The 22,832-nt window shown below is 71.9% G+C and carries 21 protein-coding genes and 1 tRNA gene; 14 read left to right on the forward strand and 8 right to left on the reverse strand.

All coding sequences use genetic code 11. The features are described from left to right. Nucleotides 1-11 precede the first annotated feature (11 nt). Nucleotides 12-965, reverse strand: coding sequence for an Imm49 family immunity protein (locus tag ACZ6C6_RS04390; RefSeq protein WP_469198909.1), 954 nt, complete (start codon nt 963-965; stop codon nt 12-14). Nucleotides 966-1,187: 222 nt separating this feature from the next. Here ACZ6C6_RS04390 and ACZ6C6_RS04395 point away from each other — a divergent pair, with 222 nt between their 5' ends. From ACZ6C6_RS04395 to ACZ6C6_RS04405, 3 genes are read left to right on the forward strand one after another with little or no spacing between them, the layout of a single operon-like run. Next, a complete protein-coding gene (locus tag ACZ6C6_RS04395) occupies nt 1,188-2,345 on the forward strand; it encodes an acyl-CoA dehydrogenase family protein (protein WP_469198911.1) in 1,158 nt (385 codons plus the stop codon). 19 nt (nt 2,346-2,364) lie between these two features. Beyond that, nucleotides 2,365-3,237: an acyl-CoA thioesterase gene (locus ACZ6C6_RS04400; protein ID WP_469198913.1), complete on the forward strand. Its 873-nt coding sequence runs from the start codon at nt 2,365-2,367 to the stop codon at nt 3,235-3,237. 57 nt (nt 3,238-3,294) lie between these two features. Continuing rightward, on the forward strand, nt 3,295-4,266 hold the full coding sequence (locus ACZ6C6_RS04405) for a cation diffusion facilitator family transporter (protein ID WP_469198914.1): 972 nt from the start codon (nt 3,295-3,297) through the stop codon (nt 4,264-4,266). Between the two features lie 4 nt (nt 4,267-4,270). Here the strand turns inward: ACZ6C6_RS04405 and ACZ6C6_RS04410 are convergent, their stop codons facing one another. Continuing rightward, on the reverse strand, nt 4,271-5,050 hold the full coding sequence (locus tag ACZ6C6_RS04410; RefSeq protein ID WP_073965093.1) for a phosphatase: 780 nt from the start codon (nt 5,048-5,050) through the stop codon (nt 4,271-4,273). 52 nt (nt 5,051-5,102) lie between these two features. Next, entirely contained in the window at nt 5,103-5,729 is a 627-nt protein-coding gene (locus ACZ6C6_RS04415; RefSeq protein ID WP_469198916.1) for an SACE_7040 family transcriptional regulator, read from the reverse strand. Nucleotides 5,730-5,847: 118 nt separating this feature from the next. Between ACZ6C6_RS04415 and ACZ6C6_RS04420 the strand changes: the two genes are divergently transcribed. The 5 genes from ACZ6C6_RS04420 (at nt 5,848) to ACZ6C6_RS04440 (ending at nt 12,838) form a co-directional block, all read left to right on the forward strand. Further along, entirely contained in the window at nt 5,848-7,455 is a 1,608-nt protein-coding gene (locus ACZ6C6_RS04420; RefSeq protein WP_018105734.1) for a carboxyl transferase domain-containing protein, read from the forward strand. Between the two features lie 7 nt (nt 7,456-7,462). Further along, on the forward strand, nt 7,463-9,559 hold the full coding sequence (locus ACZ6C6_RS04425) for an acetyl/propionyl/methylcrotonyl-CoA carboxylase subunit alpha (RefSeq protein WP_469198919.1): 2,097 nt from the start codon (nt 7,463-7,465) through the stop codon (nt 9,557-9,559). Further along, nucleotides 9,556-10,515, forward strand: coding sequence for a hydroxymethylglutaryl-CoA lyase (locus tag ACZ6C6_RS04430; protein ID WP_469198920.1), 960 nt, complete (start codon nt 9,556-9,558; stop codon nt 10,513-10,515). Before ACZ6C6_RS04425 ends, ACZ6C6_RS04430 begins: the two co-directional genes overlap by 4 nt. Before the next feature lie 7 nt (nt 10,516-10,522). Further along, nucleotides 10,523-11,689 carry an acyl-CoA dehydrogenase family protein gene (locus tag ACZ6C6_RS04435; protein WP_469198922.1) on the forward strand — a complete coding sequence of 389 codons (1,167 nt, stop codon included), beginning with the start codon at nt 10,523-10,525 and terminating at the stop codon, nt 11,687-11,689. A 165-nt stretch (nt 11,690-11,854) separates the two neighbouring features. Next, entirely contained in the window at nt 11,855-12,838 is a 984-nt protein-coding gene (locus tag ACZ6C6_RS04440; RefSeq protein ID WP_469199331.1) for an ABC transporter substrate-binding protein, read from the forward strand. A gap of 55 nt (nt 12,839-12,893) precedes the next feature. Here ACZ6C6_RS04440 and ACZ6C6_RS04445 read toward each other — a convergent pair whose 3' ends face one another. After that, complete coding sequence (locus tag ACZ6C6_RS04445) at nt 12,894-14,555, reverse strand: beta-N-acetylhexosaminidase (RefSeq protein WP_469198924.1); 1,662 nt, start codon at nt 14,553-14,555, stop codon at nt 12,894-12,896. Nucleotides 14,556-14,877: 322 nt separating this feature from the next. Between ACZ6C6_RS04445 and ACZ6C6_RS04450 the strand changes: the two genes are divergently transcribed. Further along, nucleotides 14,878-15,153, forward strand: coding sequence for a hypothetical protein (locus ACZ6C6_RS04450; protein WP_018105728.1), 276 nt, complete (start codon nt 14,878-14,880; stop codon nt 15,151-15,153). A gap of 58 nt (nt 15,154-15,211) precedes the next feature. After that, complete coding sequence (gene glmS, locus ACZ6C6_RS04455; protein WP_365681624.1) at nt 15,212-17,041, forward strand: glutamine--fructose-6-phosphate transaminase (isomerizing); 1,830 nt, start codon at nt 15,212-15,214, stop codon at nt 17,039-17,041. Between the two features lie 149 nt (nt 17,042-17,190). Here glmS and ACZ6C6_RS04460 read toward each other — a convergent pair whose 3' ends face one another. After that, nucleotides 17,191-17,712: a universal stress protein gene (locus ACZ6C6_RS04460; protein ID WP_469198927.1), complete on the reverse strand. Its 522-nt coding sequence runs from the start codon at nt 17,710-17,712 to the stop codon at nt 17,191-17,193. 914 nt (nt 17,713-18,626) lie between these two features. On the opposite strand from ACZ6C6_RS04460, the gene ACZ6C6_RS04465 reads away from it, so the two are divergent. The 3 genes from ACZ6C6_RS04465 to ACZ6C6_RS04475 all read left to right on the forward strand — a co-directional run bounded on the left by ACZ6C6_RS04465 (nt 18,627) and on the right by ACZ6C6_RS04475 (nt 20,629). After that, nucleotides 18,627-19,829, forward strand: coding sequence for a helix-turn-helix domain-containing protein (locus ACZ6C6_RS04465; RefSeq protein WP_469198929.1), 1,203 nt, complete (start codon nt 18,627-18,629; stop codon nt 19,827-19,829). A gap of 10 nt (nt 19,830-19,839) precedes the next feature. After that, nucleotides 19,840-20,442: an oligoribonuclease gene (orn, locus tag ACZ6C6_RS04470; protein WP_365681629.1), complete on the forward strand. Its 603-nt coding sequence runs from the start codon at nt 19,840-19,842 to the stop codon at nt 20,440-20,442. Nucleotides 20,443-20,556: 114 nt separating this feature from the next. Further along, nucleotides 20,557-20,629, forward strand: a tRNA-His gene (locus tag ACZ6C6_RS04475). Between the two features lie 57 nt (nt 20,630-20,686). On the opposite strand, the gene ACZ6C6_RS04480 is transcribed toward ACZ6C6_RS04475, so the two are convergent. Then, nucleotides 20,687-21,511, reverse strand: a complete 825-nt coding sequence (locus ACZ6C6_RS04480) for an MBL fold metallo-hydrolase (RefSeq protein ID WP_469198931.1) — start codon at nt 21,509-21,511, stop codon at nt 20,687-20,689. A 107-nt stretch (nt 21,512-21,618) separates the two neighbouring features. Between ACZ6C6_RS04480 and ACZ6C6_RS04485 the strand changes: the two genes are divergently transcribed. Next, nucleotides 21,619-22,050: a MarR family winged helix-turn-helix transcriptional regulator gene (locus tag ACZ6C6_RS04485; RefSeq protein ID WP_469198933.1), complete on the forward strand. Its 432-nt coding sequence runs from the start codon at nt 21,619-21,621 to the stop codon at nt 22,048-22,050. On the opposite strand, the gene ACZ6C6_RS04490 is transcribed toward ACZ6C6_RS04485, so the two are convergent. Both ACZ6C6_RS04490 and ACZ6C6_RS04495 read right to left on the reverse strand, forming a co-directional pair. Next, entirely contained in the window at nt 22,011-22,217 is a 207-nt protein-coding gene (locus ACZ6C6_RS04490; RefSeq protein ID WP_469198935.1) for a DUF397 domain-containing protein, read from the reverse strand. The two genes, ACZ6C6_RS04485 and ACZ6C6_RS04490, sit on opposite strands and share 40 nt — an antisense overlap. Nucleotides 22,218-22,240: 23 nt before the next feature. Further along, entirely contained in the window at nt 22,241-22,819 is a 579-nt protein-coding gene (locus tag ACZ6C6_RS04495) for a hypothetical protein (protein ID WP_469198937.1), read from the reverse strand. Nucleotides 22,820-22,832 lie beyond the last annotated feature (13 nt).

A 22,832-nucleotide genomic window follows, 5' to 3' on the forward strand; every position in this document is an offset into this window, starting at 1 on the left:
CACCAACCGCACTACTCGCCGGGCCGCCCGAAGAGTTCCGCCCCCGAACGGAGCGCGGCGACCATGTCGGCCCGGTTCGGAGCCTCCGGCGAGCGCGCGGTCTCGAATCCGGTGATCACGGCGCGGGGAAGGTAGTCGCTGTCCACGGCAGGCGTCCAGCCCAGGCGGCGGTGGGCCAATGCGGCGAGCGCCAGGGGTGGGAGCGGCAGAAGGGAACGGGGCTGTGCGCCGACTTCGCCGAATGACCTGTACGTAAGCAGCAGTTGACCCAACGCCGCGTCGAACGCCTCCCGGTCCCCGGCAGCGAGGGCGCGCAGCGCCAGGAGGGCGAGGTAATCGGGGCACCCCCCGACGTCGCGCCCCAGCTCGGCGCCGAACGCGCGGATCCGGGCGAGCCCCCCGTCGATCGCCGCGAGCACCTGCGCCTCCGTGGGCGGGTAGTCCGCGTCGTCGTCGCCCAGGTCCCCCAGGACGTACACCATGAGGCCGTCGGCGAGCGCGTCAACGGGGAAGCCTGCTCCCTCCCGAGGTTTCCGCGCGTGGTGGAACGCCTCACGGTGGCGCTCGACCGTACCCCCGAGCACGGCCAGACAGAAAGCGTCGAGCCAGTCGGACGACCCGAGGGAAGCAGGGCTTCCGTCCGCACCCGCGTCGTAGGACACCCCGAAGTTCACGTAGTCGAGGAAGACCGTGAAGGGATGGCCCGGGAAGTACGCGGCGAAGGCGACGGCGCCGCTTGCCGCCTGCTCGGCGGCGCGGAGGACGTGTTCCGCCTGCGAGGTGTCGAGTGCGGGGTGCTGGACGGACAGCGCACCGAGGTGGTCGAGGAACTCCTCCGCCAGCAGGGACCAGTCGTTGGCGGTCATCCGCTCCGAGGACAGGCTCCGCACCAGCCCGCCGATCCGCCCCTCGAATCCGTCCAGCGCGGCCGAGACGCGCGCCTCGTCGACCACATGCCGCTCCATGCGCACAGCTCCACCGTTCCGTCTCGCCCGCGTCCGCCCGAAGGCGCGGATCGCGCGTCCCCCTATCGCCCCGTAGTCGCCACCACCCCGTTCCCACGTGCTCCGCATCACCCTGGACAGCCCCATGACCGCCGGGTAACTTTTAACCATGGCTGAGCAAGCGCTTAGCCATGCTCCGGAAGACGTAGACCCAGAAGACGCAGCCGACCAGGGAGGCACCCCGTGCGCCGTACGGTATTCAACGAGGACCACGAGGCGTTCCGGGAGACCATCCGGGCGTTCATCGCGGCCGAGGTCGTGCCCGTGTACGAGGAGTGGTTCGCCGCCGGGCAGGCGCCGCGCGAGTTCTACAAGCAGCTCGGTGAGCTGGGCGTCTTCGGGATCAACGTCGACGAGGAGTACGACGGCGCGGGCATCGACTCGCACAAGTACGAGGCGGTCATCTACGAGGAGACCGCCCGGGCCGGTGTCTCCTTCGGCGGCTCCGGCGTGCACACGCTGCTCGGCCTGCCGTACATCAAGATGCTCGCCACCGAGGAGCAGAAGAAGCGCTGGCTGCCGAAGTTCGTCACCGGCGACGAGATGTGGGCCCTCGCGATGACCGAGCCGGGCACCGGGTCGGACGTCGCGGGCATGAAGACCACCGCCAAGCTCTCCGAGGACGGCACGCACTACGTCCTCAACGGCGCCAAGACGTTCATCACCGGCGGCGTCCACGCCGACCGCGTCATCGTCTGCGCCCGCACCTCCGCCCCGCGCGAGGACGACCGCCGCTTCGGCATCTCGCTGTTCGCCGTGGACACCAAGTCCGAGGGCTACTCCATCGGCCGCAAGCTCGACAAGCTGGGCCTGAAGGTCTCCGACACCGCCGAGCTGGCGTTCGTGGACGTCAAGGTGCCCGCCGAGGACCTGCTCGGCGAGGAGAACAAGGGCTTCGGCTACCTCGGCACCAACCTGGCCTCCGAGCGCTGGGGCATCGCATTCGGCGCGTACGCCCAGGCCGCCGCCGCCGTGCGGTTCGCCAAGGAGTACGTCCAGGAGCGCACCGTCTTCGGCAAGACCGTCGCCTCGTTCCAGAACACCAAGTTCGAGCTGGCCGCCTGCCAGGCCGAGGTGGACGCGGCCCAGGCCGTCGCCGACCGCGCGCTGGAGGCGCTGGACGCCGGTGAGCTGACCGCCGCCGAGGCCGCCTCCGCGAAGCTGTTCTGCACCGAGGTCGCCCACCGCGTGATCGACCGCTGCCTCCAGCTGCACGGCGGCTACGGCTTCATGAACGAGTACCCGATCGCCCGCCTGTACGCGGACAACCGCGTCAACCGCATCTACGGCGGCACCAGCGAGGTCATGAAGTCGATCATCGCCAAGTCCATGGGCCTGTAGGGACCGCGTCCACACAGCCATGAGCACCGCACTCGATTCCCTGCTCGATCTGCTCGACCTGGAGCGGATCGAGCAGGACATCTTCCGGGGCACCAGCCGCTCGGCGGTCGTGCCCCGGGTCTTCGGCGGACAGGTCGCGGCCCAGGCGCTCGTCGCCGCGGGCCGCACCGTCCCCGCCGGCACGTCCGCCCACTCGCTGCACGCGTACTTCCTCCGCATGGGCGACCCGGGCGCGCCGATCGTCTACACCGTGGACCGCATCCGCGACGGCCGCTCCTTCACCACCCGCAGGGTCGTCGCCGTCCAGCACGGGCAGCCGATCTTCCACCTCTCCGCGTCCTTCCAGACGTACGAGGACGGTCTTGAGCACCAGGCGGACATGCCGCCCGCGCCCGACCCGGAGACGCTGCCCACCGCCGCCGAGATGCTGCCCCGCTACGCCGACCGGTTCAGCGACCCCGGCATGGTGGACCGGCTGATCGAGGCCCGGGCCGCCGTCGATCTGCGGTACGTGGACGCGCCGCCGTTCGGCACGGTGGGCGAACCCCGCGAGCCCAGGTCGCAGGTGTGGTTCCGTACCCACGGCAAGCTGGCCGACGATCCGCTGCTGCACGTCTGCATGGCCACGTACGTCTCCGACATGACGCTGCTCGACTCCGTGCTGCTCGCCCACGGGCGCGGCGGCTGGGCGGTCGGGGACGTCGTCGGCGCCAGCCTGGACCACGCGATGTGGTTCCACCGGCCGTTCCGGGCCGACGAGTGGCTGCTGTACGACCAGGAGTCGCCGTCCGCGTCCGGCGGGCGCGGCCTCGGCCAGGCCCGCATCTACACCCAGGACGGCCGGCTCGCGATCACCGTCATCCAGGAGGGTGTGGTCCGGGTCCCCCGCTGACCGGCCCCCGGCCGCGCGTCGGACATGAGCGGGCCGGGCGCGGACATACTCACCGGCATGACTGACGCGAAAAGCAGTGGCGGGGGGTCCACGTTCACCGTCGTCGTCGCGGCGCTGGCCAATCTCGGCATCGCCGTGGCGAAGGCGGTCGCCGGGCTGATCAGCGGGTCGAGCGCGATGCTCTCCGAGGCGGCGCACTCGGTCGCGGACACCGTCACCGAGGTCCTGCTGCTCACCGCGCTCAAGCGCAGCGAGAAGCCGGCCGACGAGGACCACCCGCTGGGGTACGGCCCCGAGCGGTACATCTGGGCGCTGCTGGCGTCCGTCGCCACGTTCGTCGGCGGCGCGGTCTTCTCGATCTACGACGGGGTGCACACCCTGCTCGCGGGCGAGGACCTGGGCGACCCGCTCATCTCGTACCTCGTGCTCGTCGTCGCCTTCCTCCTGGAGGGCTTCTCGCTGCGGACCGGGCTCAAGCAGGTCCGCGAGGAGGCCGTCCGCCTGGGCGCGCCCGCCCGGCACTACTTCCGGCGCACCCCGGACACCGCCGTCAAGGCCGTCGTGATGGAGGACTCGGCGGCCCTGCTCGGCCTGCTGCTCGCGGCGGGCGGGCTGCTCGGCGGCCAGCTGACCGGGTCCGGGGTGTGGGACGGCATCGCCTCGCTGCTCATCGGGGTACTGCTGGTGTACGTGGCGTGGGTGCTCGGCCGGTCCAACGTCCAGCTGCTGATCGGGCGGCCGGTGTCGCGGCCGATGCGGGACGGCATCCGGGAGGAGCTGCTCGGCGTCGACCACCTCATCTCCGTACTGGAGCTGACCACGCTCCTCCAGGGGCCGGACGAGATCCTGGTCGCCGCGAAGGTCGACTTCCGGGACACGGTGACCGCCGAGCAGGTCGAGACGGCGTGCGAGCAGGCCGAGCGCCGGCTGCGGCAGCGGTACGCGTCCATCAAGCGGGTGTACCTGGACCCCACGTCGGGCCGGGAGGCGCGCCGCCGGGCCCGCGCGGCGGAGGAGGAGGGGTCGTGAAGCCTCAGAGCAGCCCCGCCGCGTCCAGCAGGTAGTCCGTCATCGGGTCGTAGAAGCGCGGGTCCAGGACGTGGTCGTCCAGCGGGACCGCCACCTGGAGGGTGCCCTCGGACTCGCCGAGGAACAGGGCGGGGTCGTTGCAGTCCGCGTAGCCGATGGCGTCCAGGCCGCGCTGCGCGGCGCAGCCCGCCCAGCCGTGGTCGGCGACGACCAGGTCGGGCAGCGGGCGGCCCTCGCGTTCCAGGCCGTCGAGGATGGCGGCCATCGGGGCCGGGGAGTGGGTGTGCCAGAGCGTCGCGCCGCGCTCCTGGACGGCGACGTCGGCGAACTGGAAGACCATGCCCTCGTCGGCCATCAGCCCGCCGGGGATGCGTACGATCTCGCAGCCGGCCGCCCGCAGCGCCTGCGCGGTCTGGCGGTGGACGTCGAGCAGGCCGCCGGGGTGGCCGGTGGCGAAGAGGACCCGCTCGGCGCCCTCGACGGCCTTGCGGAGCCGGGCGGCGGCCCGCTCCAGGGCGTCGACGGTCAGCTCGGGGTCGATGGTGTCCTGCCCGAACCGGTGCTCCGGGTCGTCGCTGACCCCGCACCGCTCGGCCATCACGGCCAGCACGTCCTGCTCGTCGCGCCACCGGTCGCCCAGCTCCAGGCCCAGCCAGTAGTGCCGGTCCCCGTTGGCCAGGCTGCGGTAGTGGGCCAGGTTGTTGTCGCGCGGGGTGGCGACGTCCCCCGCGATGCGCGTACGGACGAGGTGTTCGACGAGGGCGGCGCGGCTGGGTATCGGCATGGGGCCATTGTGCCGTGGCGCCTGCGCGGCGTCCCGGTGGTCCGCGGACCGGTCAGCCCGCCTGCTGCTCCCCCGCCGCGGCGAAGGCGCCCCGGGCCAGCCGGTGCAGCAGCGCCGCCGTCTCGGCGCGCCCGGGCAGCGCGCCGGGGCGTCCCAGGTGCGGGGTGGAGTTCAGCAGGCCGAACACCGCGTGGACGGCGGCGCGGGCCTCGTGCTCGGGGAGGTCCGGGTAGAGGTCGCGGACGACGGCGACCCACACCTCGACGTACTGCCGCTGGAGCCGGCGCACCCGCTTTCGGTCGGTGTCCCGCAGGCGGTCCAGCTCCCGGTCGTGCAGGGTGATCAGGGGGCGGTCGTCGAGGGCGAAGTCGATGTGGCCCTCGATGAGCGCGTCCAGCAGGGCCTCGGGCGATCCGTCGCCGGAGGCGGCGTCCTCGGACACCCGGAGCTCCCCCCCGGCCAGCAGCCGTTCGCTGATGCCGACGAGGAGTTCGGCGAGCATCGCGTCCTTGCCGGGAAAGTGCCGGTAGAGGCCGGGGCCGCTGATGCCGACGGCGGCCCCTATCTCGTCTACGCCGACACCGTGGAAGCCGCGCTCGGCGAAGAGCCGGGCGGCCTCCCGGAGGATCTGCTCGCGACGGGTGGGGGCCGCGACGCGGGCGGCGGCATGGGTGCTCATGAGCAGCCATTCTAGACAGGCGGGTTAGCGCTCGTTAACCTGTGATCACGTTAACGCTCATTAACACGGTGGCGTTGGCGATCGGAACGGCGCGGTACGGGCAAGGGGGCTCGACACGATGCAGCAGGCACCGGTGCTGACGAGCGCGGCGGATCCCGCCTCGGCGGCCTGGCAGGCCAACGAGGCGGCGCATCACGCGCTCGCCGACGAGCTGCGCAAGCGGCTCGCCACGGCCAGGCTCGGCGGAGGTGAGAGGGCCCGCGCCCGGCATGTGGCGCGCGGCAAGCTGCTGCCAAGGGAGCGGGTGGACACCCTGCTCGACCCGGGCTCGCCCTTCCTGGAGCTGGCCCCGCTGGCGGCCGAGGGGCTCTACGGAGGCGCCGCCCCGGCCGCCGGGGTGATCGCCGGGATCGGCCGGGTCAGCGGCCGGGAGTGCGTGGTCGTCGCCAACGACGCGACGGTCAAGGGCGGCACCTACTACCCGATGACCGTGAAGAAGCACCTGAGGGCCCAGGAGGTGGCGCTGGAGAATCGTCTCCCCTGCCTCTACCTGGTGGACTCGGGCGGCGCCTTCCTGCCGATGCAGGACGAGGTCTTCCCGGACCGCGAGCACTTCGGCCGGATCTTCTACAACCAGGCCCGGATGTCGGGGGCCGGCATCCCGCAGATCGCGGCGGTCCTGGGCTCCTGCACGGCGGGCGGGGCGTACGTCCCGGCGATGAGCGACGAGGCCGTCATCGTCCGGAACCAGGGCACGATCTTCCTGGGCGGCCCGCCGCTGGTGAAGGCCGCCACCGGCGAGGTGGTCACGGCCGAGGAGCTGGGCGGCGGCGAGGTGCACTCCCGTACGTCGGGCGTCACCGACCACCTCGCGGAGGACGACGCGCACGCGCTGCGGATCGTCCGGAACATCGTGGCCACGCTGCCGGACCGGGGCGCGCTGCCCTGGTCGGTGCGGCCGGTCGAGGAGCCGAAGGTGGACCCGGCCGGGCTCTACGGCGCGGTCCCGGTCGACTCGCGCACGCCGTACGACGTGCGCGAGGTGATCGCCCGGGTGGTCGACGGCTCGCGGTTCGCCGAGTTCAAGGCGGAGTACGGCACGACGCTGATCACCGGCTTCGCGCACATCCACGGCCACCCGGTCGGGATCGTCGCCAACAACGGCATCCTGTTCTCCGAGTCCGCCCAGAAGGGCGCCCACTTCATCGAGCTGTGCGACCAGCGCGGCATCCCGCTGGTCTTCCTCCAGAACATCTCGGGCTTCATGGTCGGCCGCGACTACGAGGCCGGCGGCATCGCCAAGCACGGCGCGAAGATGGTCACCGCCGTCGCCTGCACCCGGGTGCCGAAGCTGACCGTGGTCGTCGGCGGCTCCTACGGTGCGGGCAACTACTCCATGTGCGGCCGGGCCTACAGCCCCCGCTTCCTGTGGATGTGGCCCAACGCGAAGATCTCCGTCATGGGCGGCGAGCAGGCCGCGTCCGTCCTCGCCACGGTCAAGCGCGACCAGCTGGGCGACGACTGGAGCGCCGAGGACGAGGAGGCCTTCAAGGCCCCGATCCGCGAGCAGTACGAGACCCAGGGCAACGCCTACTACGCCACCGCCCGGCTCTGGGACGACGGGGTGATCGACCCGCTGGAGACCCGGCAGGTGCTGGGGCTCGCCCTGACCGCGTGCGCCAACGCGCCCTTGGGCGACGCCGGCTTCGGCGTCTTCCGGATGTGAGGAAGAGATGACGATGTTCGACACGGTCCTCGTCGCCAACCGCGGCGAGATCGCGGTCCGGGTCATCCGGACCCTGCGCGAGCTGGGTGTCCGCTCGGTCGCCGTCTTCAGCGACGCGGACGCCGACGCGCGCCACGTACGGGAGGCCGACACGGCGGTACGGATCGGCCCCGCGCCCGCCTCCGAGAGCTATCTGAGCGCCGACCGCCTCCTGGAGGCCGCCCGCCGCACCGGTGCGCAGGCGGTCCACCCCGGCTACGGCTTCCTCGCGGAGAACGCGGCGTTCGCCCGCGCCTGCACGGAGGCGGGGCTGGTCTTCATCGGGCCGCCCGCCACCGCGATCTCGCTGATGGGCGACAAGATCCGGGCCAAGGAGACGGTCGCCGCCGCGGGCGTCCCCGTCGTACCCGGCTCCTCCGGGAGCGGGCTGAGCGACGCCGAGCTGGCGGAGGCTGCTGCCGGCATCGGCATGCCCGTGCTGCTGAAGCCCTCGGCCGGCGGCGGCGGCAAGGGCATGCGGCTCGTCCGGGACGCAGCGCTGCTCGCGGACGAGATCGCGGCGGCCCGGCGCGAGGCCCGCGCCTCCTTCGGCGACGACACGCTGCTGGTGGAGCGGTGGATCGACCGGCCGCGCCACATCGAGATCCAGGTCCTGGCCGACGCGCACGGCAACGTGGTCCACCTGGGCGAGCGCGAGTGCTCGCTCCAGCGCCGCCACCAGAAGATCATCGAGGAGGCCCCGTCCGTCCTGCTGGACGAGGCGACCCGGGCCTCGATGGGCGAGGCGGCCGTCCAGGCGGCCCGCTCCTGCGGGTACGTCGGCGCGGGCACGGTGGAGTTCATCGTCCCGGGCAACGACCCGTCCTCGTACTACTTCATGGAGATGAACACCCGCCTCCAGGTCGAGCACCCGGTGACCGAGCTGGTCACCGGACTCGACCTGGTGGAGTGGCAGCTGCGCGTCGCCGCCGGTGAGCCGCTGCCGTACGGGCAGGACGCCATCACGCTCACCGGGCACGCCGTGGAGGCCCGGGTCTGCGCCGAGGACCCGGCCCGCGGCTTCCTGCCCTCCGGCGGCACCGTGCTCGCGCTCCACGAACCGCAGGGCGGCGGGGTCCGCACCGACTCGGGGCTCGTCGGGGGCGGCGAGGTCGGCAGCCTGTACGACCCGATGCTGTCCAAGGTCATCGCGTACGGCCCGGACCGGGCGACCGCCCTGCGCCGGCTGCGGGTGGCCCTCGCGGAGACGGTCGTCCTCGGCGTCCCGGTCAACGCGGGCTTCCTGCGCCGGCTGCTGGCCCACCCGGCCGTGGTGGCGGGCGAGCTGGACACCGGTCTGGTGGAGCGCGAGGTGGCCGCGCTGGTCCCGGAGGGCGTGCCGGAGGAGGTGTACGCGGCCGCCGCACTGCTGCGGCAGCACACCGCGTCCGCCGCCGCCCGCCCCGCGCCCGGCGCCTGGGCCGACCCGTTCTCCGCCGGGAACGGCTGGCGGCTCGGCGGCGCCCCGGCCCGGACGGTGCTCGACTTCCACATCCCGGGCCACGACCCGGTCCAGGTGGGCCTGCGGCCGTGCGGCGGCGGGGACACGGAGCTGACGTTCGGCCATGTCGGCGAGGGCGCGAGCCCGCCCGCCCCGGAATCGGGGTCCTGCGGACCGCTCGGGCCGCTCCCCGGTACGGCGGAGAAGGCCAGGACCCTCGCGGCCGGTGACGGCCGGATCGCGTTCGAACTCGCCGGAGTCACCCATGTGTTCGCGTACGCGGTCTCCCCGGAGGGGCACTGGATCGGCCGGGACGGCGACAGCTGGCACGTCCGCGACCACGACCCGGTCGAGGCGTCGCTGACCGGCGCCGCCCGCTCCGGCGCGGACACTCTCGCCGCGCCCATGCCCGGGACGGTGACCGTGGTGAAGGTGGCCGTCGGGGACGAGGTCGCCGCCGGGCAGAGCCTGCTGGTGGTGGAGGCGATGAAGATGGAGCACGTCATCTCCGCGCCGCACGCCGGCACCGTGACCGAACTCGACGTGACCGCCGGGTCCACGGTGGCCATGGACCAGGTGCTCGCCGTGGTCGTGCCCGCCGCCGGTGCCGGGGAGGACGCATGAGCGCCGAAGCCCGCGCCCTGCCGATGGCCGTGCCCGCCGAGGGAATGCCCGCCCGGGTCCGCATCCACGAGGTCGGCGCCCGCGACGGCCTCCAGAACGAGAAGGAGGTCGTCCCGACCGAGGTGAAGGCGGAGTTCATCCGCCGGCTCGCGGTCGCCGGACTGACCACCATCGAGGCCACCAGCTTCGTGCACCCCAAGTGGGTGCCCCAGCTCGCCGACGCCGAGCAGCTGTTCCCGATGCTCGGCGACATCGCGGACGTCGGCGACGTGGCGCTGCCGGTCCTCGTGCCGAACGAACGCGGGCTGGACCGGGCGCTGGCGCTCGGGGCCCGCGGGATCGCGGTGTTCGGCTCGGCGACGGAGACGTTCGCCGCGCGCAACCTCAACCGCACGGTGGACGAGTCGCTGGCCATGTTCGCGCCGGTGGTGGCCCGGGCCAAGGCGGAGTCGGTGCACGTGCGCGGCTACCTGTCGATGTGTTTCGGCGACCCCTGGGAGGGCGCCGTGCCCGTCCCGCAGGTCGTCCGGGTCGCCAGGGCGCTGATGGACCTCGGCTGCGACGAGCTGTCCCTCGGCGACACCATCGGCGTCGCCACCCCCGGCCACGTGACGGCGCTGCTGACCGGGCTGAACGAGGCCGGGGTGGCCACCGACGTGATCGGCGTGCACTTCCACGACACGTACGGGCAGGCCCTGTCCAACACCCTCGCCGCGCTCCGGCACGGCGTGTCCACGGTCGACGCCTCGGCGGGCGGCCTCGGCGGCTGCCCGTACGCGAAGAGCGCGACCGGAAATCTCGCCACCGAGGATCTCGTGTGGATGCTCGACGGCCTCGGCATCGAAACCGGGGTCGACCTCGGCGAGCTCACCGCCACCAGCGTGTGGCTCGCCGGTCATCTGGGCCGACCCAGCCCTTCCCGCACCGTCCGCGCCCTGTCCCACAAGGAGCAGTGATCCCCCGATGTCCCTGGACCACCGGCTGACCGCCGAGCACGAGGAACTCCGCCGCACCGTCGAGGAGTTCGCCCATGACGTCGTCGCCCCGAAGATCGGCGACTTCTACGAGCGGCACGAGTTCCCGTACGAGATCGTGCGCGAGATGGGGCGGATGGGCCTGTTCGGGCTGCCCTTCCCCGAGGAGTACGGCGGGATGGGCGGCGACTACCTCGCGCTCGGCATCGCCCTGGAGGAGCTGGCCCGGGTCGACTCCTCGGTGGCGATCACGCTGGAGGCGGGCGTATCGCTGGGCGCGATGCCGGTCTACCGCTTCGGCACCGAGGAGCAGAAGCGGCGGTGGCTGCCGAAGCTCTGCTCGGGCGAGGCGCTGGGCGCGTTCGGCCTGACCGAGCCGGACGGCGGCTCGGACGCGGGCGGGACGCGGACGACGGCCGTGCGCGACGAGGCGGCGGGCGAGTGGGTGATCAACGGCTCCAAGTGCTTCATCACCAACTCCGGTACGGACATCACGGAGTTGGTCACGGTCACGGCGGTGACCGGCCGCAAGGAGAACGGCGCCCCGCTGATCTCCTCGATCATCGTCCCCTCCGGCACCCCGGGCTTCACGGTGGCCGCGCCCTACTCCAAGGTCGGCTGGAACGCCTCGGACACCCGGGAGCTGTCCTTCTCCGACGTCCGCGTCCCGCTGGAGAACCTGCTCGGCGAGGAGGGCCGGGGCTACGCGCAGTTCCTGCGCATCCTGGACGAGGGCCGCATCGCCATCGCGGCGCTCTCGACGGGCCTGGCGCAGGGCTGTGTGGACGAGTCGGTGAAGTACGCGGCCGAGCGGCACGCCTTCGGCAAGCCGATCGGCGCCAACCAGGCCATCCAGTTCAAGATCGCGGACATGGAGATGCGGGCGCACATGGCCCGTATCGGCTGGCGGGACGCGGCATCGCGGCTGCTGGCGGAGGAGCCGTTCAAGAAGGAGGCGGCCATCGCCAAGCTGTACTCCTCGACGGTGGCCGTGGACAACGCCCGCGAGGCGACCCAGATCCACGGCGGCTACGGCTTCATGAACGAGTACCCGGTGGCCCGCATGTGGCGCGACTCCAAGATCCTGGAGATCGGCGAGGGCACCAGCGAGGTCCAGCGCATGCTGATCGCCCGCGAGCTGGGGTTGCAGGCCTGACCCGACCCCGGGCCCGTACGGGCCGGGGCCCCTGGTGGACACACCATGAGGTTAGGCTAACCTTCCCTCGAACGTGTCACCGGCCGGTCCCCGGCTCGTACGAAAGCGGACTCCGTCATGAGCACTACCCGAGTGTCCCGTCCCACCCGCCGCGGCCTGCTGGCCATGGGCGGCGCCGTTGGTCTCGGCGCCGTACTGGCGGCCTGCGGCGGCAGCGACGCGAAGGACTCCGCAGGTTCGGGCGCCAAGAGCGCCGACGCGGGGCCGTGGAAGTTCAAGGACGACCGGGGCCAGGTCGCCGAGGCGAAGTCCATACCCAAGAACATCGTCGCGTTCACCGGTGTCGCCGCCGCCCTCCACGACTACGGCATCGAGGTCAAGGCGGTCTTCGGCCCGACGAAGACCAAGGACGGCAAGCCGGACGTGCAGGCCGGGGACCTCGACATCAGCAAGGTCGAGATCCTGGGCAACGTCTGGGGCGAGTTCAACGTCGAGAAGTACGCGGAGCTCGGCCCGGAGCTGCTGGTCACGGCGATGTGGGAGAAGGACGCCCTCTGGTACGTGCCGGACCAGTCCAAGGACAAGATCCTGAAGCTCGCCCCGAGCGTCGCCCTGTGGGCCGCCGAGACCACGATCCCGAAGGCGATCCAGCGCCACGAGGACCTGGCGGCCTCGCTCGGCGCCGATGTGAAGTCCGCGAAGGTCACCGCCGCGAAGACGCGGTTCGAGAAGGCGGCGGCCCGGCTGCGCGCGGCCGCGAAGTCGAAGCCGGGAATCAGGGTCATGGTCGGCTCGGCCAGCCAGGACCTGTTCTACGTCTCGCTCGCCAAGATGTCCGCCGACACCCTGTACTTCCAGGAGCTGGGCGTGGAGTTCGTGGCGCCGAAGGTGAACTCGGCGGGCTTCTTCGAGGAGCTGAGCTGGGAGAACGTCGACAAGTACGACGCCGACATCATCATGATGGACAACCGCTCCTCGGCCCTCCAGCCCGAGGCCCTCACCTCCAAGCCGACCTGGGCGCAGCTGCCCGCGGTCAAGGCGGGCCAGGTCATTCCGCGTACGACGGAGCCGATCTACAGCTACGACAAGTGCGCGCCGATCCTGGAGGACCTGGCGAAGGCCATCGAGAACGCCAAGAAGGTCGCCTGACACGGCCGTTCACCGCCCCGGCGGCCGGAAACCCGGCCGCCGGGGCGGTTTCGTGTCAGTTCCCGCCGGTCTCCGACGCGGGCCACGGGACCTGGGGCGAGCGGTAGTAGTCGATGCCCTGGGCGGTGAACCGCTCCCCGAGCGCCGCGAGCCGCACCTTGTACGTGTCCCAGTCGTGCGTCGACGCCGGGGACCAGGCGAGCTCGCCCGCGCCGGGCAGCCTCGGGAACGCCATGGCGTCGATGTCGTCGCTGTCGGTCAGGGTCTCGGCCCAGATCGGCGCCTCGACGCCGAGCACCGCGCTCTCCGGGGCGCCGGTGAGGTACGTCCCCGGGTCCCAGTCGTAACTGCGCTGGACCTCGACGGTGCCGGCCCACTTCAGGCCCAGCACGGTCTCGTCGGTGTACTTCATGTCGAGGTACACCCGGTCGGCCGGGGACAGCACCAGCTTCGTGCCGTTCTTCGCCGCGTCCACCACCTGCTGCCGGTCCGCGGCGCTGGTCTTGTCGTAGCCCCAGTACTGCGCGACGGCGCCCTGCACGGGGTGGGCGCCGGTCAGCTGGTGCCAGCCCATCACGGTCTTCCCGTACTTGCCGACGATCGCCTGGGCCCGGTCCATGATCTCCACGTAGTCCTCGTGGGTCGTGGAGTGCGCCTCGTCGCCGCCGATGTGGAAGTAGCGGCCGGGCGTGAGCGCGGCCACCTCGCCGACGACGTCGTCGATGAAGTCGTACGTGACGTCCTTGCCCGCGCACAGCGTGCTGAAGCCGACCTTGATGCCGGTGTAGAGCGGCGGCGCGACGCCGTCGCAGTTCAGCTCCGCGTACGAGGCGAGCGCGGCGTTGGTGTGGCTCGGCATGTCGATCTCCGGGACCACCTCCAGGTAGCGGGAGGCCGCGTAGCGCACGATCTCCTTGTACTGCTCCTTGGTGTAGTACCCGCCGGGCCCGCCGCCGACCTCGGTGGAGCCGCCGTACGTGGCCAGCCTCGGCCAGGAGTCGACGGCGATGCGCCAGCCCTGGTCGTCGGAGAGGTGGATGTGGAAGGTGTTGAACTTGTACTGGGCGACCTGGTCGATGTAGCGCTTGACCTCGTCCACCGAGAAGAAGTGGCGCGCGACGTCGAGCATCGCGCCCCGGTAGGCGTAGCGCGGGGTGTCGGTGATGGAGCCGCCGGAGATCCTCCAGGGGCCCTTCTGGCGGGTGTCGCGCTCGACTTGGGCCGGGAGCAGCTGGCGCAGCGTCTGGACGCCGTGGAAGAGCCCTGCGGGCTGCCTGGCGGTGATGGTGACGTTGCCGCGCCCGGAGGTGAGCGTGTAGCCCTCCGCGCCCAGCTTGCCGGCCCGGGGGTCGAGCCGGAGCCGGATGCCGTCGGCGCCGTCCTTGGCGGTGACGGGCAGGGCGAACCCGGTGGAGGGGCGCAGCAGCCCCGCCAGGTAGTCGCCGATCTTCCGGGCCTCGCCGGAGGCGCCGATGGTCCGGATTCTGGTGGAGCCGTTGAGGACGTACGGGTCGCCGCCGGGCCTGACCGAGGCGGGGGCGGGCACCACCTGGCCGAGCGGCCTGGGCGCCCACGCCGCCGTGGCGGTGCCCGCGGCGGACGCCTGGGGGGCGGCGCACGCGCTGGAGACACCGGCCGCCGCGACGAGTAGCAGCGAGCCGAGGAGCCGGGGCAGCGCACGGGGAAGAGCACTGCGACGTACCGTGTGCAGTCTCACAAGCCGGGTCCCTTTCTGGGGGTCACTCTGCGGGGTCTCCTGACCTTTCTCCGTCGCCATGCGTACCGCGCGTCTCACGGGTGGTCAAGGTGTAGACCACTTACCGGCGTTGGTCACCCAGGCACCCTGATGAGCTTTTGTGGCTTATGTGCACATTCACCCTTTCGGCTCCGACCACTCCCGCGCCGACCCCTCCCCCGCCCCCTGGGGCGCCCCCCACGAATCCACCCAAGCCAGAAAAAAGAGGGCCAGTATCGCCGTTCCCTGCCCGATATCGGGCAGGATTGTTGCGCTCGACCCTCTTCCGCCGCAATATCGACGAGTGCTCGAACGCCTCTCGTCGTACGACGACCTCATTGACCACGTGGTGCGCAGCACCACGCTGCCCCGCGGCGAAGCCGCCCGGGTGATCCTCGACGTGCTGGCGTACTTCGACGAGACGACCGAGGTCTTCGTCCGCCGCCGCCACCGCGAACTGCAGGCCGGCGGCCTGGTGAACACGGAGATCTTCGAGCGGATCGCGGCCGAACTGCCGCACCGCGCGGTCGCGCCGCCGGAGCTCTCGCTCCGCCAGCTGCGCCGGATCGTCTACGGCTGAGGCCGACTCACGGCCGGGTACCCCTTAACTTGTTCGTCGTCGGAGGACAGAACGCTCTATGTGCGGAATCGTCGGTTACATCGGAAAGCGTGACGTGGCCCCGCTGCTGCTGGAGGGCCTGCAGCGGCTGGAGTACCGGGGTTACGACTCCGCCGGGATCGTGATCACCGGGAAGCCCGCGGCCGGGAAGCCCGCCGCGCTGAAGTCGGTCAAGGCCAAGGGCCGGGTCCGCGAGCTGGAGTCCCGGGTCCCCAAGCGCTTCGCCGGCACCACCGGCATCGCCCACACCCGCTGGGCCACCCACGGCGCCCCCAGCGACGAGAACGCCCACCCGCACCTGGACGCCGAGGGCAAGGTCGCCGTCGTCCACAACGGGATCATCGACAACGCCGCCGAGCTGCGCGCCCGGCTGACCGCCGAGGGCGTCGTCTTCCTCTCCGAGACCGACACCGAGGTGCTGGTCCACCTGATCGCCCGCTCGGACGCCGGGACGCTGGAGGAGAAGGTCCGGGAGGCCCTGCGCTCCGTCGAGGGCACCTACGGCATCGCCGTCCTGCACGCCGACTTCAACGACCGCATCGTGGTCGCCCGCAACGGCTCCCCGGTCGTCCTCGGCATCGGCGAGAAGGAGATGTTCGTCGCCTCGGACGTCGCCGCCCTGGTCGCCCACACCCGCCAGGTCGTCACTCTGGACGACGGCGAGATGGCCACCCTGAAGGCCGACGACTTCCGTACGTACACCACGGAGGGCTCGACCACGACGGCCACGCCGACCACCGTGGAGTGGGAGGCCGAGTCGTACGACATGGGCGGCCACGACACGTACATGCACAAGGAGATCTCGGAGCAGGCGGACGCCGTCGACCGGGTGCTGCGCGGCCGGATCGACGACCGTTTCTCCACTGTGCACCTGGGCGGCCTCAACCTGGACGCCCGCGAGGCGCGCGGGGTCCGCCGCATCAAGATCCTGGGCTGCGGCACCTCGTACCACGCGGGCCAGATCGGTGCCCAGCTGATCGAGGAGCTCGCCCGCATCCCCGCGGACGCCGAGCCCGCCTCCGAGTTCCGCTACCGCAACCCGGTCGTGGACCCCGACACGCTGTACGTCGCGGTCTCGCAGTCCGGTGAGACGTACGACGTGCTGGCCGCCGTCCAGGAGCTGAAGCGCAAGGGCGCCCGCGTCCTCGGCGTGGTCAACGTGGTCGGCTCGGCGATCGCCCGCGAGGCGGACGGCGGCACCTACGTGCACGCCGGGCCCGAGGTGTGCGTGGTCTCCACCAAGTGCTTCACCAACACCGTGGTCGCGTTCGCGCTGCTCGCCCTGCACCTGGGCCGCATCCGGGACCTGTCGGTGGCCGACGGCAAGCGGATCATCGAGGGCCTGCGCAAGCTGCCCGCCCAGATCAGCGAGATCCTCCAGGGCGAGGACGAGATCAAGCGGCTGGCCGCCGAGTACGCGGACGCGAAGTCGATGATGTTCATCGGCCGGGTGCGCGGCTACCCCGTGGCCCGTGAGGCGTCGCTGAAGCTCAAGGAGGTCTCGTACATCCACGCCGAGGCGTACCCCGCCTCCGAGCTGAAGCACGGCCCGCTCGCCCTGATCGAGCCCGCGATGCCGACCGTGGCGATCGTGCCGGACGACGACCTGCTGGAGAAGAACCGCGCCGCGATGGAGGAGATCAAGGCCCGCAGCGGCCGCATCCTCGCCGTGGCCCACCAGGTCCAGGAGAAGGCCGACCACACCATCGTCGTACCGAAGAACGAGAACGAGCTGGACCCGATCCTCATGGGCATCCCGCTCCAGCTCTTCGCGTACCACACGGCGCTGGCCATGGGCCGGGACATCGACAAGCCCCGCAACTTGGCGAAGTCGGTCACCGTCGAATAGTCACGTTCCGCAGACGAAGGCCCCGCGGTCGGTGACCGCGGGGCCTTCGGCGTACGGACCGGAATCGGCCCCGGGGCGGCCGGGAAGGGCCCATGCGGCGTTTTCCACAGGCGAGTTGACGCCACGTGCCCGGGGAGGCGTCCGGGCGGCTACGGGATGACCACGACCGGCCGCTGGGCGCGGCGGGCCAGCCGGCCGGCCACCGAGCCGAAGATCTTGCCCACCAGGCCGTGCGTGGAGCCCACCACGATGGCGTCCGCCGAGTACTCCCGGCCGACCTCCTCCAGCTCGTGGCAGATGTCACCGCCGCGCTCCACGAGCACCCAGGGCACCTCGGAGAGGTAGTCCGCGCAGGCGAGCTCCAGGCCCAGGACCTCGGTGCGGTGGTCCGGCACGTCCACGAAGACGGGGGGCTCGCAGCCCGCCCAGACCGTGGTCGGCAGCCGGTTGGCGACGTGGACGATGATCAGACCGGAGCCCGTCCGGCGGGACATTCCGATCGCATAGGCGAGGGCCCGCTCGCTTGAGGTCGAGCCGTCGAAGCCGACGACGACCCCATGCCGGAAGGCGGGATCGCACGGACGGCGCGCTTGTTCGGCCGCCAGCGGGTCCGACAGGGGGTCGGCTACCTGCTTGCGGTCCGCGGGTTCGGGGATTTCGTGACCGGCCATCGATGTCTCGGCGAAGAGAGTCCTCGTGAGGAGAGCGACGTGGAAAGGTGCGTCAGCGGGCGGTGTCGTGGTGTCCGGGAATCATCTTCCCAACCCCTTACCCCCAAGGGTACGGCTCCACTCCTCCATTGCCCGCCCCGCGCACAGCGGCGTGCGGCGGTTTCCGGAGCATGCCCGAGACCGGGCCCCCGTGGCAATGCCGGTTGCCCTCTACACAGACGTGCCGGCCACCCCCCGGGCCCCTTGCGGCGCCCGGCGGAACCGCTCCGGCCGGGCTCGCGCGGGCGGTCCGGGGGCGTCGCCCACGAGGAGCGGAACCCACCCTTCCGGGGGAGTCGGCCGGACCCCGGGGGACGTCCGGAACCCACCGCACGGTCTGCTCCGGGGACGGCCGGTAGAGCGGTATTCGGCTGCCCGCCCGGAGAGGACCCCGGCCGGGTGCGCCGAAGCCGCCGCCGGGGCCGCCGGGCCCGGCGAGGGGGCGCGCGGGGGCGGGTGGGCGCCCCGGGTTGTGCGCCGGTAGAACGACTGATTTCCGCACACGCGACCGTACATTTTCAGCCAACTTCGAGGACCGGTCGATTCCTTGTCGAAATGGCCGATCAACCCCCTTGCCACCAGGCAGGAAGAGACCGGGCGGTACGCTTCCGCCCAATGGGGACGGGCCATCAACGCCGGACGCACTTCCCTGCACGGGCCGCGAGTGAAACGCTTCGTGATCGAACGCTTCCCGCCAGGTTGCCTTGTCGACAATGAGCCGGTTGGTGAACTTGTCACGACGGCACCACGGGACGCAGTAGATTCGATCTTGGGCGTCTAAGGCCGGGGACTCGTGCACGACCGAGGGGACAAGTGCAGGTGCGACAGGCCCGTAAGGACCAGGAAGACGCGAACACCGAGGGGGGCTTAGCGTCATGAGCCAGGACTCCGCCACCGCAACGGAGGCTGTACGGAAGCTGGGCGGAAGACGACGCCGGGAAGTCGTCGCCGTCCTGCTCTTCAGCGGTGGCCCCATCTTCGAGAGCTCCATCCCGCTGTCGGTGTTCGGAATCGACCGCCAGGACGCGGGAGTTCCGCGCTACCGGTTGCTCGTGTGCAGCGGCGAAGAGGGACCGCTGCGCACCACCGGCGGACTCGAACTGACCGCGCCCTACGGGCTGGAGGCGATCAGCAGGGCCGGCACCGTCGTGGTGCCCGCCTGGCGCTCGATCACGTCGCCGCCACCCATGGAGGCGCTGGACGCGCTGCGTCGCGCCCACGAGGAGGGCGCCCGCATCGTCGGCCTGTGCACGGGGGCCTTCGTGCTCGCCGCCGCCGGGCTGCTGGACGGCCGGCCGGCCACCACACACTGGATGTACGCACCGACGCTGGCCAAGCGCTATCCGTCGGTGCACGTCGACCCACGCGAGCTGTTCGTGGACGACGGGGACGTGCTGACCTCCGCCGGGACGGCGGCCGGCATCGACCTGTGTCTGCACATAGTCCGCTCGGACCACGGCACGGAGGCCGCCGGCGCGCTCGCCCGCAGGCTCGTCGTGCCGCCCCGGCGCAGTGGCGGTCAGGAGCGCTACCTCGACAGGTCTTTACCTGAAGAGATCGGCTCCGACCCGCTCGCCGAGGTCGTCGCCTGGGCGCTGGAGCATCTCCACGAGCAGTTCGACGTGGAGACGCTGGCCGCGCGTGCCTACATGAGCCGCCGGACCTTCGACCGGAGGTTCCGCTCGCTGACGGGCAGCGCACCGCTCCAGTGGCTGATCACCCAGCGGGTGCTGCAGGCGCAGCGCCTCCTTGAGACGTCGGACTACTCGGTGGACGAGGTCGCGGGCCGCTGCGGCTTCCGCTCGCCGGTCGCGCTGCGCGGTCACTTCCGCCGCCAGCTCGGCTCCTCCCCCGCCGCGTACCGGGCCGCCTACCGGGCCCGCCGTCCGCAGGGCGGGGCACCGGAGCCGGTCATGGTGACGGAGGTGGCGGTGCCCAGCCAGGGCACCGCGCAGAGCCGCCGTCCCGCCGTCCCCGGCCCGTCCGGCGCCGCACCCGCGGCCCTGGAGGCGAAGGCGGGCACCGACGTGTTCGCCGCGGGGCGCCCGGCCCTGCCCGGGCAGCGGAGCGCCCCGTAGGGTGGGGCCCATGAACGACCGCATGGTGTGGATCGACTGCGAGATGACCGGGCTCTCGTTGGCGGATGACGCGCTCATCGAGGTGGCCGCACTGGTCACCGACTCTGAGCTGAACGTGCTCGGCGAAGGGGTGGACATCGTGATCCGCCCGCCGGACGCGGCGCTGGAGACCATGCCCGAGGTGGTGCGGCAGATGCACACCGCCTCGGGCCTCCTCGACGAGCTGGCCGGCGGCACGACGCTGGCCGACGCCGAGGAGCAGGTCCTCGCCTACGTACGCGAGCACGTGAAGGAGCCCGGGAAGGCGCCCCTGTGCGGGAACTCGGTCGGCACCGACCGCGGCTTCCTGTCCCGGGACATGCCGCTCCTTGAGGGCTACCTCCACTACCGGATCGTGGACGTCTCCTCCATCAAGGAGCTGTCCCGCCGCTGGTACCCGAGGGCGTACTTCAACAGCCCGGAGAAGAACGGCAACCACCGGGCGCTCGCCGACATCCGCGACTCGATCACCGAGCTGCGGTACTACCGCGAGGCGGTCTTCGTCCCGCAGCCCGGCCCGGACTCCGAGCAGGCGAAGGCGGCGGCCGCGCGGGTCTCGCAGCCCCGCGCCTGAAGGCGCTGGTCACGGCCCTCCCGAGGGCCGTGACCACCCGCCGGGAAATGAGTGCGCGAGCACCCTCCCGGACCCTGTACACTTTTTCTCGGCCGGTCGGAAAGATCGGACGCGGTGGGTATAGCTCAGATGGTAGAGCACCTGGTTGTGGTCCAGGATGTCGCGGGTTCGAGTCCCGTTACTCACCCTGAAGGATCAGCCCCCGACCTGTGAGACAGGTCGGGGGCTGATGCGTTTCCCGGCTCTACGCGAGACCGTCGGCGGTGCCCAGGGGTCGCCAGGCCGGTCCGTCGCCGTCCGGTACGACCCGGCCGAAGACCCTGTCCGCGAAGTGGATGCCGAAGCCCAGCGTGCCGGGCTCCGCCAGCTCGGCGACGAGGCGGCGGCGGTGCTCGGCGGACCCGGCCGGGTCGTGGTCGTAGACGCAGGACCAGTCGGGCCGGTCCACCTGGACCGGTGAGTGCAGCGAGTCCCCGAAGGCGATCAGCCGCTGCCCGCCGCCGGTGATGACGTACTCCGTGTGGCCCGCGGTGTGTCCGGCGGTGACCCGGGCCCGGACGCCCGGGAAGACCTCCTCGCCGTCGGCCACCGTACGGACGTGGGGCGCGAGGGCGTCCAGCCCGTCGCCGGGCTCCCGGGCGGCCCATTCCGGCTCCGCCACCAGGTATGCGGCGCGGGAGAAGAGCCGTTCGTGGGTGGCCCAGCCCGTGTGGTCCGGGTGGAGGTGGCTGAAGGCGACGGCCTCGATGCGGTCCGGGGCCCGGCCGAGCGCGGCCAGGGCGGCCGGGAGGTCGCCGCCGCGCATGGCGCCGTTGGGGGTGGCCGGGTCCGCCGGGAGCGTGTGCGGACCGAAGCCCGCGTCGATCAGGAGGGCGCGGTCGCCGTGCTCCACCAGGAGACCGCCGACGCTCGCGACCAGGTGCCCGGAGGCGTCCAGGTACTCCGGGTGGGCCGTCCAGAACGCGTCGGTGCTGTCCGGCAGCCAGGCGGTCGGGCGGCCCTGGATCACCCCGTCCGGCACGAAGGACACCGTGGTGTCGCCCAGACGCAGGGTGCTCGGGTCGGTCATGGCGTCGCTCCTCGTTCGTCGCTGTGTGGCGGGATCACCATAAGCATCGAGTTAGAAACATTCAAGTTGTCATTATTCTTGCTTGATGGACTTGCTAGAGTGAGTCCATGACGACACCCCCCGAGGCACAGGCCGCCGCCGAGCGGGAGCTGTGCGGGCTGGTGAACGGGCTGGCCGCCCGGATCGCCGATCATGTGCGCAAGCGCGCCGTCCCCCTCGGCCTCACCGCGGCCCAGGCGACGGCGCTGCGGGAGATGACCGGGCCGATGACCATGCGCGAACTGGCCGAGCGCATGAGCTGCGAGCCGTCCAACGCCACCTTCGTCGTCGACAAACTGGAGAAGCGGGGCCTGGTCGAGCGCCGGCCCCACCCCACCGACCGGCGCGCCCGGCACCTCGTACTGACGCCCGAGGGCACTGCCCTACGCGCACGGCTCCTGGAACTCCTCGCCGAGGACTCACCGCTGGCGGGGCTCGGCCCGGAAGGGCAACGGGCCCTTCAGGAGCTGCTGGAGAAGACGGCCGCCCGGCCGAGCTGACCGACGAACTCCGCCCACGCGCCCGGCTCGAAGGCGAGCACCGGGCGGGCCGGGGTCTTGGAGTCGCGCAGGCGGACCGCCGCCGCGGGGGCGGCGGGCAGCGCCACCTCGACGCAGTCGGGGCCCGCCGAGTCGCAGTAGCTGGACCTGGTCCAGTGCAGGGGCACGTTTCTCCTCCGGTCGTCCTGCCTCACACGGCACCGTAGCCATCGGGCCGGGAGACCGGGAGCGCCGAGACCCCGAGGTCCCGGCGCATCACCTGCCGGACCTCGTACAGGCCCTCCGAGGCGCGTTCCAGCCGTTCCCTGAGGTCGTCCAGGGACTCCTCGGCCGGATCGCCCTGCTCGTGCCGTCCGAGCAGGGCGTGGATGCGGTGCAGTTGGTGCACGACGCCGCCCGCGACGGACAGCACGGCGTCGCTGATCACCATCTGCGCCTCGGCGTACACGCCGCGCAGGGCCTGGCGGGTCTCCTCCCGCTCCCGGCTCTGTCCGGGGCGCGCCTCCCCGGCGGCGAGGGCGAAGTAGTCCTTCGACAGGACCGAGTGGAACTGCCGCAGGCGCTGGTTGAACACCGCGTAGGAGGCCCGGCGCACGGCCAGGGCCTCGCGGCGTTCGTCCGCCAGCAGCTCCTCCCGCCGCAGCCGCTCCGCGCGGTCGAGCTCGACCGTCTTCGCCCGCAGGGCGCCGCGGTGCGCCATCACGCCGGAGACGAGGGTGCCCGCCACCCCCACCACGGCGACGATCAGAGCGGTCAGAGAAGGGTCCACGCCTCCGAAGCTA

This window comes from Streptomyces sp. NPDC041814, from assembly GCF_055590565.1.